Source organism: Streptomyces sp. SAI-127, from assembly GCF_029894425.1.
Lineage (GTDB): Bacteria > Actinomycetota > Actinomycetes > Streptomycetales > Streptomycetaceae > Streptomyces.
In genome coordinates this window covers 323,768-335,367 of record NZ_JARXYJ010000001.1, presented here as the reverse complement: position 1 = coordinate 335,367, position 11,600 = coordinate 323,768, and the positions used below count along the sequence as shown (strand labels likewise).

Below are 11,600 nucleotides of genomic sequence, written 5' to 3'. Positions count from 1 at the left end.
CGCCATGGCCAACCCCCCGCTGCACACCCCGCTGCACGACATCACCGCCCACCACATCACCGAGGGCGACACCGTCAAGCTCGCCGTACTCACCGGCCCCCGGGACGGCTCGCCGACCACGGTCGTCCTCGAGGTCTGGGAACCGGGCGGCGCCCAGCCCCTCAACTGGCACCCCGAGTCGGTCGAGACCTTCGTCGTGCTCGCCGGCCACGGCCGCGCCGCCAGCGACGAGCACGAACGCGACCTCGCCCCCGGCGACATCCTGGTCCTGCTCGCCGGGTCCAAGCACCGCATCGTCAACACGTCCGCCACCGAACGCCTCTACACCCTCACCGTCATGTCCCCCGACGAGGGCTTCGCCGACCTCATCGAAGGCGGGCCGCTCGCCACGCTCGACGAGCAGGACCTGGCCGTACTGCGGGCGGGCACGTCGTGACCGATTCCCCGGACACAGATCTCCTCGGCGCCTTCTGGGCGTACGAACAGGCACTGGCCGCCAACGACCTGACCGGCCTTGACCACTGGTTCCTCGACGCGCAGGGCACCCTGCGCGCCGAGGGCGACACCGTGCTGGTGGGCCACAGGGCCATCGCCGACTTCCGGCGCGGACGGGGCGGGGCTCCGGCGCGGGTCGTCGAGCGCGTGCACGTGGTCCGGCCGGCAACCGGGGTCGCGGTCGTGACCGCCGAGACCCGGCGGCAGGACGGGACGCGCGGACTGCAGACCCAGGTGTGGCAGCACACCGACGCCGGGTGGCGGATCGCCGCCGCGCACGTGAGCGCCGTAGCCGCGCCGACGCCGGACGAGCGCCCCGATCCGGCGGTGTGGCGTGTGGCGGGTCGCCACGAGGAAGGTGGGCCGCTGGTGGCGTCCACTGGACAGGGCCCGCTGGCGCACGTCCGCACCGCCGTGAAGGACCTGTTCGCCGTGGCCGGGCAGCGCGTCGGCGCGGGCAACCCCGCCTGGCTGGCCGAGGCGCGCCCGGAACCCGCGCACGCAGACGCCGTACGACGGCTGCTCAACGCCGGCGCCGAGCTCACCGGCATCGCCCAGACCGACGAGCTGGCCTTCAGCCTCGCCGGGACCAACGCCCACTACGGCACCCCCGTCAACCCCGCCGCGCCCGGCCGGATCACCGGCGGCTCCAGCAGCGGCCCGGCCGCCGCCGTGGCCCGTGGCTGGGCGGACCTGGGACTGGCCACCGACACCGCCGGCTCGATCCGCGTACCCGCCTCCTACTGCGGCCTTTACGGCTGGCGCCCCACCCACGGTGCCACCCCCACTGGGGGCCTGCTGGCGCTGGCACCCTCCTTCGACACCGCCGGCCTCCTGGCCCGCGACCCCGCCCTGCTGCGGACGGCAGCCGAGGTGCTGCTGCCCCCGGACGACGACCCTGTGCCGGTTGCCGAGCTCATGGTGGACGAGGAACTGGCGTCGCACGCCGAGCCCGAGGTGCGCGCCTCCTTCGAGGCCGCCTGCCGCGCGCTCTCTCTGCGCACAGAGCTGCCCCTGACGCGTACGTCCACCGGAGCCGCCGAGCACCTGGAGGAGTGGTTGGCCGCCTTCCGTACGGTCCAGGCCGCCGAGGCCTGGGAGCGGCACGGGGCCTGGATCACCCGTCACCTGGGCGCCCTCGCTCCGGACGTCGCGGGGCGCTTCGAGAACGGACGCCGGGTGAGCGCGGCCGAGCGGGCCCAGGCGGAACAGGTCCTGGCCGGCGCGCGCAAGGCACTGGACGCCGTACCGCCGCCCGGGAGCGCCCTGCTGCTGCCCGCCACGAGTGGTCCCGCCCTCCACGCCGGCGCGCCGTCCGAGGAGGTGGAGGCCGTACGAGCCGCCACTCTCCGCCTGACCTGCCTCGCCTCGCTGGCCGGGCTCCCGGCGGTCGTCGCGCCGCTGCTGCGGGTGCGCTCACTGCCCGTGGGGCTGTGTGCGCTGGGCGCCCCGGGTACCGACCGGGCGCTGCTGGACCTCGCCGCCCGCACGACCGAATCGAGGAGTCCCACGCATGCCTGAGTCCCACGGTCTGATCGGGCCCAACTCCCGCAACGCCTGGCGGGCCGACGGCAGATGCGTCACCCTGGCCCGACCGCACCGAGACCCGCGTCCGGTCACCGTCGAGGCGCTGCCGCAGACCGTGGTCGCCGATCTCGCCGCCACCGCGCTGATCGTCGTCGACATGCAGAACGACTTCTGCTCTCCCGACGGCTGGCTCGCCTCCATCGGCGTGGACGTGACCCCCGCCCGCGCCCCGATCCCCGTCATCGCCGGCCTGCTGCCCCCGCTGCGCGCCGCCGGCGTCCCGGTCGTCTGGCTCAACTGGGGCAACCGCCCCGACCGGGCCAACCTTCCCCCCGGCGTCCTGCACGTCTACGACCCGGACGGCACCGGCGGCGGCATCGGCGCCCCACTGACCGGTGGCGCGGGCCGGGTGCTGGAGCACGGCAGCCCCTCGGCCGCGCTCGTCGCCGGGCTGGAGGCGGCGGAAGAAGACATCCAGGTCGCCAAGTACCGGATGAGCGGCTTCCAGGACACCGAGCTGGACAGTGTGCTGCGCAACCTGCGGGTCGACACCCTGCTGTTCGCCGGCGTCAACGCCGACCAGTGCGTCCTGGCCACCCTCATGGACGCCGCGAACCTCGGCTACGACGTCCTCATGGTGGAGGACGCGGTGGCCACCACCTCGCCCGCGTACTGCATGGACGCCACGCTCTACAACGTCCGCCAGTGCTTCGGATTCACCCTCCCCTCCGAGGCCCTGAGAGAGGCCCTGAAGTGAACCTCCTCCAACCCGGACTCGGCCCCCTGGACGGCGACCACTACCTGCCCGCCGACCCCTCCCGGGTGCACTGGGGCCTGCTCCCCAACGCCACCGCCAAACCGGCGCTGACCGTCCGCTCGGGCGAGACCGTCACCATCGACACCATCAGCCACGAGGGCATCCTCGAGGACCAGGGCCGCGACCCGGCCGCCTTCTTCAGCGCGGCCGGCATCCCGGCGAACGGCCTCCTGCACGACGCCATAGAACTGGCCGCCTCCGCACGCGAACACCTGCCGGAGACACACGGCCCGCACGTCGTCACCGGACCCGTGGCACTGCACGGCGCACAGCCCGGCGACGTCCTGGAGGTCGAGGTACTGACCCTGCGCCGCCGCGCCCCCTACGGGGTGATCAGCAACCGGCACGGCAAGGGGGCCCTCCCCGGTGAATACCCGCGGACACCTCCGGGCGAGCCGGCCAGCATCGTGGCGACCGTGGGCGACGACGGCCGGGGCCGGCTCCCGGTCGGCGACGGCCGCCAACTCACCTTCCCCCTGCGCCCCTTCCTGGGCATCATGGGTGTCGCACCGGCCACCGAAGCCCCCGTCCACTCCGTACCGCCGGGCCCGCACGGCGGGAACATCGACGTCCGCCACCTCGGCACCGGCACCCGGCTCTTCCTCCCCGTCCAGGTCCCCGAGGCCCTCTTCTACGTCGGCGACCCGCACTTCTCCCAGGGCGACGGCGAGGTCGCCCTCACCGCCTTCGAGGCCCCGCTGCGCGCCACCCTCCGCCTCACCGTCCACAGCGACCCGGCCACCCGCTCTCTGGCGGCCCGCCTGCGCGCCCCCTTCGCGGAGACGCCCACCGAGCACATCGTGCTGGGCCTCGACCACGACCTCGACGAGGCCCTGCGCAACGCCGTACGCGATGCGCTCACGCTTCTCACGGACCGGTTCGACATTCCCGGCCCCGTCGGCCTCGCCTACCTCAGCGCGGCCGCGGACTTCCACGTATCCCAGGTGGTCGACATGGTCAAAGGCGTCCACGGCCGCATATCCAAGGCGGACCTGGCGTAGGGTTCCTTCGGCCGCGATGGACGGAGTGTCGAGTTCGCTGATCACCACAATGGAAGGGTGATCACCACAACCGAAAAGCGTGCCTGCTGCGCCGGCATGGCCCATCGCCTGTCAGGCCCCCCATGAACTGCCCCACCTGCTGGACCGGTTGCGCCGCCTGTCCGGCGAACGCAGCCGCCGTTCCTGTGCTGGACGGCGTCTCGGCCCGCCGACGATGCCCGGGAAGGCGGTAGGGGAGACGGTGATTATGCCGGTGAGTGCGGCACTGCCAGGACTGCAATGCGAAAGTCGACGAGGCGGCCCCGGTGATGCCGGTCGCGCGGTCAGGTCCACCCGGCCAGCCCCGGTGTCGTAGCCGGTGGCGCCGGTGAGTGGCTTGGCGGATGCCACCAGCGCGGCCTTGATCCGCTCGCCGGTCCGGTCGGGGTGCTCCTGGGCGAACATCGCGGCGGCGCCGGCGGGTGTGTGGCGTGGCCATGGAGATGCCGCACATCGCCGCGCTCGGTGCCGCCGGGTCACCCTCGCTGTCGTGCGCGACCCCCGCCGATCGGCATCTGGCCGGCCGTCATTTCCCCCAGATCTTCCGGTACGCCTCGCGGTAGCCCGACGGGTCCCAGGTGGTGGCGCCTTCGCTGTTGTCGGCCGTGGCGATGTGCACCGGCGCCACGTATCCGCTGTGGGGACGGCCGGAGAAGGCGCGGTTGAACTCGTCGACGATCTGCCAGCCCTGGAGGGACAGCGGCTCGGGCACGGTGGCGGCCTGGTACTGCCTGCTGTTCACGCGCTGGAAGGCGGACGGGTCGCCGTCGCCGGCCCCGATGTTGAAGGGTGGGCCGGAGCCCTTCTCGCCGGCGGCGCGGAAGGCGGGGGCGGCGTCGGCGAAGTACAGGTCGTTGATGGCCACGGAGTGGGTCCAGCGGTTCTGGAAGCGGGACAGCAGGGAGGAGATCTCCTGGGGGGTGCGGCTGCTGGCGTCGGGGATCGGGATGTTCTCCACCGAGAGCAGCCGCACCCCCTGGCAGCTCGCCAGGTCCTTGCGGATCAGGTCGGACTTGTTCCGTGCGAAGGGGATCGAGGCATCGGTGATGAGCACGACCCCGGCGCGGCCGTCGGAGTCGGAGATGATCCACTGCGCGCTGATCCGGGCCACGTCCTGGACGCGGGTGGTGACGTTGGTGAAGAGGTCGGGCTGCCTGCTGGGGCCGGGTTCGGGGACAGCGTGCCAGCCGACGAGCGGGATGCCCTGTGCGTTGGCGCGGGCGGTCTGCTGGGCCGTCGAGTCGGGGTCGAACCCGCCGATGACGATGCCCGAGGGCCGCAGGGCCACGGCTTCGCTCATGGCCGACTGGATTCCGGCCGGGGTGCCGCCGCCGTCGATCACCCGGACGTTCCAGCCGATGGCTCGCCCGGCGTCGCGCACCCCGTTGGCGGCGCCCGCGACGCCGGGGTTGGTCATGGTCTGGGCGACGTAGACGATCGTCCTGCCGGACACCGCTTCGGGGCCGCTGGTGGGCCCTGCCCAGGGGATGTCGTTGCGCTGTGCGCGCGTGACGGCTTCCCTGGCCCGGGTGTGGACGGCGGGGCAGCCGTTCGGGCCCGTCGCTGTCTCCTCCGCGCTGTCGGAGGAGGAACCGCGTTCGCAGCCGACGAGGGCGGCGGCCGTGGCCAGCACGGCGCAGGAGGCGAGCCGCGCGGTGCGGGCTGCGGGGGCGGCCTTGCGGGTGCGGTGCACGGGAGCTCCAGTGAGGGGATCGGCGCGGCGGGCGCGTGCGAGGGGTCAGGGCGGTGACGTTCCGCTCTCCGGCGCCGGGGCGGACGGGGATGGGGGCGGCGGGGCGGGTGTGTGGCGGGTCGCGCCGCCGCGCAGTCGTCGGCGGGCCGCGTAGCCGGCCAGGCCCACGGCGATGAGCAGGGTGCCGCCGTTGAACAGGGGGACGGTCCAGAACTCGGCGCCCAGCTGGCCGATGCCGGTGAGGCCGACGGCGAGGACGGCGACGGCGACGACGGTGCCGAGGGCGTTGGGCCGTCCGGGTTTGATCGCGGTGGAGCCGAGGAGGGCGCCGACGAAGGCGGGCAGCAGGTAGTCCAGGCCCACGCTCGGGTTGCCGATCTGCTGCTGGGCGGCGAGCAGTACGCCGGCGAGACCGACGATCAGGCCCGAGGCGGCGAATGCGTAGACGGTGTACTTGCGGGTCGGAATGCCCACGAGGTCGGCCGCGCGCGGGTTCGAGCCGACGACGTACAGGTATCGGCCGAGCGGCAGGCGCTCGAGCACCAGCCAGAGGACGGCTGCGAGGGCGAGGACGTAGAAGGCGGGGACGGGGAGGCCGAGGAACGAGGAGTCGTAGAGGTCGGTGAAGGCGGGCGGCAGACCCTGTGGGCCGGCAACGATCCGGCTGCCGTCGGTGATCCATCCGGTCACGGCGTACATCATGCTGCCGGTGCCGAGGGTGGCGATGAAGGAGTCGATCCGGCCGAACTCGACGACGACGCCGTTGAGGACGCCCACGGCGAGTCCTCCGGCCAGCACGGTGAGGCAGGCGAGCGGCCAGGGCCAGCCCGCTTCGACGATGAGCCACAGCACCATCACATGGGCCAGGCCGAGGCCGTAGCCGATGGAGAGGTCGAATGCGCCGGTGATGATGGGCACCATGGCGGCGAGGGCGAGGATCGCCGGGATCGACTGGTTGGACAGGATCGAGTCGAGGGTGTCCTGCGTGGGGAAGGTGTCCGGCAGGGCGAGGGAGAAGGCGAGGTAGAGCAGGGCGGTGAGGGCGAGCAGGCCGTAGGCGCCGACGAGGTGGCCGCCGGGGCGGTGCCGGTGCCGGGGCGGCGGCGTCATGAGCGCCGGGCCGTGGACGGGGGCAGGGCCGAGGCCGCCCGGGTGAGTCCGGCGACGGTCAGGGCGGGGCCGCTCAGTTCCGCTGTGACGGTCCCGCGCACGAAGACCAGCGTGCGCCGGCAAAGGCTCGCCACCTCCTCGAAGTCGGTGGACAGCAGCAGGACCGCGAGGCCCGCCTCCAGTGCCTCCCGGAGCAGGCGGTGGATCGCGGCCTTGGCGCCGACGTCGACGCTCGCGGTCGGCTCCTCCAGGATCAGCAGGTGCAGGTCCGACCGCAGCCAGCGGCCGATCATGACTTTCTGCTGGTTGCCGCCGGACAGGGTGGCGATGGGGGTCTCGGTGTCCCGGGGGCGCACCGCGAACCGTTCGATCAGGGCTGCGGCCCGGGCCCGTTCACTGCGGGGGCCGATCCAGCGCGGTCCGGGCGGGCCTCCGGCGCCGGGATTGGCCAGGAGGTTCTCCCGTACGGTCAGCTCGGCGAGGCAGCCCTCCCGCAGCCGGTCGTCCGGTACGAGGCCCACCCCGCGGGCGACGGCCTCTGTGACCGTACGGGGACGGTAGGGCCGCCCGTGCAGCAGGGCCCGCCCGTCCAGGAGGGGCCGGGCGCCGGCGAGGGCGCGGCCCAGGTCCATGTGTCCGGCTCCGGAGAGGCCGACCAGTCCGAGGATCTCTCCGGCCCTCAGTTCGAGGCTGACGGGACCGGTTTTGGCGGTGCGCACGCCGTCGAGGGTCAAGGCGGGCGGTGCGTCGGCCGGGGCTCCGGTGGTGCGGTGGAGGGACGGTTCGTCCAACTCGCCGACGATGTCGTGGACCAGCCGGGCCGGGCTGCGGCCGGCCAGCGGGCCGCGGCTGACGAGACGGCCGTCGCGCAGGACGGCGAAGGCGTCGGCGACCCGGTAGACCTCGTCCAGGCGGTGGCTGACGTAGAGGATGGCGTGCCCTTGGTCGCGCAGGTCGTGCAGGACGCTGAAGAGCCGGGCGCTGTCCGCGGCGGGCAGGCGGGCGGTCGGTTCGTCGAGGACGATGATCCGTGCGTGTGTCGCCAGCGCCCGGGCGATGGCGACCAGCGAGCGGTCGGCCGGCGCGAGTGTGGAGACCGGGGCGCCGGGGTCGAGTCGGGCGGAGACGGTCCGCAGGGCGTCGGCGCAGCGCGCGCGGGTGCGCCGCCAGGAGATCAGCCCGGACCGGCGCGCGTACCCGGTGCTCAGGGCGAGGTTCTCGGCGACCGTCATCCACTCCACGAGCCCGAGGTCCTGGTGGATGAAGGACATGCTCCGGGTGGCGGTCGGGCTGCCGAGAGCCTCCCCGGCGACGGTGATCTGTCCCGCGTCGGCGTCGTGGACGCCGGCGAGGACCTTGATGAGGGTTGATTTCCCGGCGCCGTTGGGCCCGAGCAGGGCGAGGACACTGCCGGGATGGACGTCCAGATCGACCCCGGCCAGCGCGAGGGTGCCGCCGAACCGTTTGCTGAGCCCGCGAATGCGGATCAGGGGTTCGGGCCCGAAGGGCGAAGCCGCCCTCACCGGCATGTCGGGAGCATCGCACACCCGCTCAAACTACAGCACTTCAGGCATTCTTCGGAGCGACGCGACACCGATGGGGCGCCCTCCTGGACGGGAAACTGGACGGCAAAGGGGTCGGCATGGGGCCGGTCGCCTGTCACGCGGCGTCGAGCCCGCACTCGGCCCAGATCACCTTGCCCTCCGGCAGATAGCGCGTGCCCCAGCTCTGCGAGAGCTGCGCGACGAGGAACAGACCGCGGCCGCCCTCGTCGGTACTGGCCGCGCGCCGCAGGTGCGGGGCGGTGTTGCTGGCGTCGGAGACCTCGCAGATCAGGGTCCGGCCGTAGAGCAGCCGCACCCGGATGGGCTCCGCGCCGTGCCGGATGGCGTTGGTGATCAGCTCGCTGAGGATCAGCTCCGCGGCGAACGCGGCCTCCTCCAGTCCGCGGTCGGACAGCCACCGCATGGCGGACGCCCGGACCTCGCCGACGAGGGCCGGGTCGGCGGACATCTCCCAGCCCGCGATCCGGTCGGGGTCCGTGGCGTGGACGCGGGCGACGAGCAGGGCGATGTCGTCGTGCGGGTGCGCGGGTGCGACGGTGTCCAGGACCACCCGGCAGGTCTCCTCGGGGGCGCGCTCGGGGCGGGCCAGGGCCTCGCGCAGCTGCTCCAGGACCTCGTCGACGTCACGGTGCCGGTCCTCGATGAGCCCGTCGGTGTACATGACCAGCTGACTGCCCGCGGGCAGATCGACCTCGGCGGCGTCGAAGGGCAGGCCTCCGAGGCCGAGCGGGGGACCGGCGGGGAGTTCGGGGTAGGTCACGGTGCCGTCGGGGTGCACGAGCGCGGGCGGCGGGTGCCCGGCGCGGGCCATCAGGCACCGCTGTGTGGTCGGGTCGTAGATGGCGTAGAGGCAGGTCGCGCCGATGACGCCGGCGCCCTTGCCGTCCGGGTCCTCCCGGTCCAGGCGGCCGACGAGGTTGTCCAGGTGGGTGAGGACCTCGTCGGGCGGGAAGTCGAGCTCGGCGAAGCTGCGGGCGGCGGTGCGCAGGCGGCCCATGGTGGCCGCGGAGAGCATGCCGTGGCCGACGACGTCGCCGACGAGGAGTCCGACGCGGGAGCCGGACAGGGGGATGACGTCGTACCAGTCGCCGCCCACGTCGGACTCGGCGGGCAGGTAGCGATGGGCGACCTCGACGGCGTCCTGGTCGGGCAGGCCCTGGGGGAGGAGCCGGCGCTGCAGGGCCAGGACCATGCTGCGTTCGTGGGTGTAGCGGCGGGCGTTGTCGATGGACAGGGCGGCACGGGAGGCGAGTTCCTGGGCCAGGGAGCGGTCGTCGTCCCCGAAGGAGGCGCCGAACCGGTAGAAGCTGGCGATGCCCAGGACGACACCGCGGGCGAGCAGCGGGACCGCGATGAGGGACTGGACGTGGGCCAGCAGGCGCGCGGTGTGCTCGGGGTCCTGGGCGAGCCAGCCCGCGGCGGCCTTCAGGTCCGGTTCCAGCACGGCCTCGCTGCTGGTGAGGCAGCGCAGCTGGGGCGTGGTCGGACCGAAGTCGATGCGCTCGCCGAGCGCGGTGAAGGGCAGGCCCTCTCGGATGCCGTGCAGGACCGTACGGCGCAGGTCGGCGAGGGGCTCTGCGGACTCCTCGCCGCGCAGCACGGCGTCGGGGAGGTCGATGGTGACGAAGTCGGCCAGTCCGGGGACCGCGGTCTCGGCCAGTTCCTCGGCGGTGCGGCGCACGTCCAGGGTGGTGCCGATGCGGGTACTGGCCTCGGACAGCAGCTCCAGACGCCGGCGCGCGGCCAGGGCGTAGGCCCCGACGTGCGGCTCTCCCAGCATCACCAGCGCCCGGGCGGGGAACGCCGCCTCGGAGATCTCATCCGCCTCGCCCCGGCCTCCGCCGGCCGCGAGGGGCGGGCCGGGCTCGGAAGCGCTCTGGCCCCCGCGAGTGGTGAGGGCCGCGCCGGGCTCGGCGACGCCCTGACTCCTGCCGACCATGCCCGACTCAACGACGTCCTGGCCCCTGCCGAGCGTGTCGGGCCCGGCGACGCCCTGACTCCTGCCGACCGTGCCGGGCTCGGCAGCCCGGTGGTGACCACCGGCCGCGTCCGGCTCGGCGGAACCCCGGTCACCGTCGCCCGCGACCGGGCCGACCCGGCGCCCGTCGCCTGCCGCCGAGAGGGCCGCGCCGGGCTCGGCGCTCGCGTGCCGCCCGGCCGGGCCTGCGTCTCCGTCGGCCGTGATGACCGGGCCGCGGACCGCCTCAAGGTGGCCGGGCGGCAAGATGATCGCCGGACGCGCGGCCGAGAGCGGGGCGGTGAGGGTGGACAGCTCGTCCGTCTGGTGGGGCACGGCAAGCGGCTGCCCCACCGGGGCGCCCGGCAGCACGGCCTCGATGGCGATGCCCCGCACGCCGGAGCTGCTCGTCACCGGGCGGCTCACGAGGGTCACCCGCCGGCCGCCGGGAAGGGCCACCTCGACGGCACCCCGCTGCGCGCCGGAGATCAGCTCGGCGGCCTTCTCCTTCAGAATCGCCTCGTCACGGGAACGGAACTCGTTCGCCAGCGCGTCCATCGCCACGCCGCGATGCGGCGCGCCGGTTCCGGCCCCGGCGGCCAGGTACGTCCGCAGCAGGGCGCCCTCGTGCGCGGAACTCTGCGCCAGAAGCCGTCGTTCGATGCCTTCCGCCGCCCTGCGGATGGCGACGCCCAGGGCGGGCCGCTCGAAGCCACGCGGATAACCCAGGCACAAGACGCCCTCGATGCGTCCGCTGAGCGGGTCCCGGACGGGCAGCGCGACGCAGGCGCTCTGCTGCGAGCGCTCCGCGAAGTGCTCGGCGCCGTAGACGCGGATGAGCTGCCGCTCCGCCAGGGCCAGCCCGATGCCGTTGGTGCCGGCCACCTGCTCGGCGAACACGAACCCGGGCACGACCTGGATGGCCGGCAGGCTCCTGGACATCGACGGGTCCCCGAAGCGCCGCAGCAGCACCGTCCCGTTCGCGTCGGCGACGGAGATGTTGACCTGGCTCCCGGCGAACGCGGCCTGCAGCCGGTCGAGCACCGGCACGGCCGCCCGGACGATACGGCCTCCCGGGTCGAAATCCTCCCGGTAGGGCAGGTCGACCGTGTCCGGCGACAGGCCCAGGGAGCGCGAGCGCTGCCACGAATTCAGGATGGACGTCCGTACGCCCTCCGCGACCGGCTCGCCCTGGAGGAACAGCTCACGCAGACTGGCGGGCCCCGTGCCGTCCGTCGCACGTCCCGCCGGCTGGGGTTCCTCGCCGGACCGAACCACGCTTCGCCTCACTTGCTGCCGCGACACTCCGTTGCTCGGAAGAGAGCCTGGCATTGACGAGGATACGGGCATTACGGTCAGGCGTCACGGAGCGCCTGTGCCACACCGCTCGGTGACC

The 11,600-nt window shown here is 73.7% G+C and carries 8 protein-coding genes; 4 read left to right on the top strand and 4 right to left on the bottom strand.

Annotated features, from left to right (window positions below):
• Nucleotides 1-4: 4 nt before the first annotated feature.
• The 4 genes from M2157_RS01695 to M2157_RS01680 are packed head-to-tail and all read left to right on the top strand — an operon-like array spanning nucleotide 5 to nucleotide 3,840.
• Entirely contained in the window at nucleotides 5-436 is a 432-nt protein-coding gene (locus tag M2157_RS01695; protein ID WP_280859992.1) for a cupin domain-containing protein, read from the top strand.
• The gene (locus M2157_RS01690) at nucleotides 433-2,016 is read left to right on the top strand and encodes an amidase (RefSeq protein ID WP_280859991.1); all 1,584 of its coding nucleotides are present in this window, start codon (nucleotides 433-435) and stop codon (nucleotides 2,014-2,016) included. Before M2157_RS01695 ends, M2157_RS01690 begins: the two co-directional genes overlap by 4 nt.
• On the top strand, nucleotides 2,009-2,779 hold the full coding sequence (locus M2157_RS01685) for an isochorismatase family cysteine hydrolase (protein WP_280859990.1): 771 nt from the start codon (nucleotides 2,009-2,011) through the stop codon (nucleotides 2,777-2,779). The genes M2157_RS01690 and M2157_RS01685 overlap by 8 nt, the downstream gene beginning before the upstream one ends.
• Complete coding sequence (locus tag M2157_RS01680) at nucleotides 2,776-3,840, top strand: acetamidase/formamidase family protein (RefSeq protein ID WP_280859989.1); 1,065 nt, start codon at nucleotides 2,776-2,778, stop codon at nucleotides 3,838-3,840. Before M2157_RS01685 ends, M2157_RS01680 begins: the two co-directional genes overlap by 4 nt.
• Nucleotides 3,841-4,405: 565 nt before the next feature.
• On the opposite strand, the gene M2157_RS01675 is transcribed toward M2157_RS01680, so the two are convergent.
• The 4 genes from M2157_RS01675 to M2157_RS01660 form a co-directional block, all read right to left on the bottom strand.
• A complete protein-coding gene (locus tag M2157_RS01675; RefSeq protein ID WP_280859988.1) occupies nucleotides 4,406-5,572 on the bottom strand; it encodes a substrate-binding domain-containing protein in 1,167 nt (388 codons plus the stop codon).
• 45 nt (nucleotides 5,573-5,617) lie between these two features.
• Nucleotides 5,618-6,682, bottom strand: a complete 1,065-nt coding sequence (locus M2157_RS01670) for an ABC transporter permease (protein WP_280864144.1) — start codon at nucleotides 6,680-6,682, stop codon at nucleotides 5,618-5,620.
• Nucleotides 6,679-8,211: a sugar ABC transporter ATP-binding protein gene (locus M2157_RS01665; protein ID WP_280864143.1), complete on the bottom strand. Its 1,533-nt coding sequence runs from the start codon at nucleotides 8,209-8,211 to the stop codon at nucleotides 6,679-6,681. Before M2157_RS01665 ends, M2157_RS01670 begins: the two co-directional genes overlap by 4 nt.
• A 130-nt stretch (nucleotides 8,212-8,341) precedes the next feature.
• Nucleotides 8,342-11,482 carry a SpoIIE family protein phosphatase gene (locus M2157_RS01660; protein ID WP_280864142.1) on the bottom strand — a complete coding sequence of 1,047 codons (3,141 nt, stop codon included), beginning with the start codon at nucleotides 11,480-11,482 and terminating at the stop codon, nucleotides 8,342-8,344.
• Nucleotides 11,483-11,600 lie beyond the last annotated feature (118 nt).

Bases quoted from the DNA above. Each gene is read 5' to 3' on its own strand.
- M2157_RS01695 (WP_280859992.1), top strand. From the start codon at position 5: ATGGCCAACCCCCCGCTGCACACCCCGCTGCACGACATCACCGCCCAC.
- M2157_RS01685 (WP_280859990.1), top strand. From the start codon at position 2,009: ATGCCTGAGTCCCACGGTCTGATCGGGCCCAACTCCCGCAACGCCTGG.
- M2157_RS01670 (WP_280864144.1), bottom strand. From the start codon at position 6,682: ATGACGCCGCCGCCCCGGCACCGGCACCGCCCCGGCGGCCACCTCGTC.
- M2157_RS01665 (WP_280864143.1), bottom strand. From the start codon at position 8,211: ATGCCGGTGAGGGCGGCTTCGCCCTTCGGGCCCGAACCCCTGATCCGC.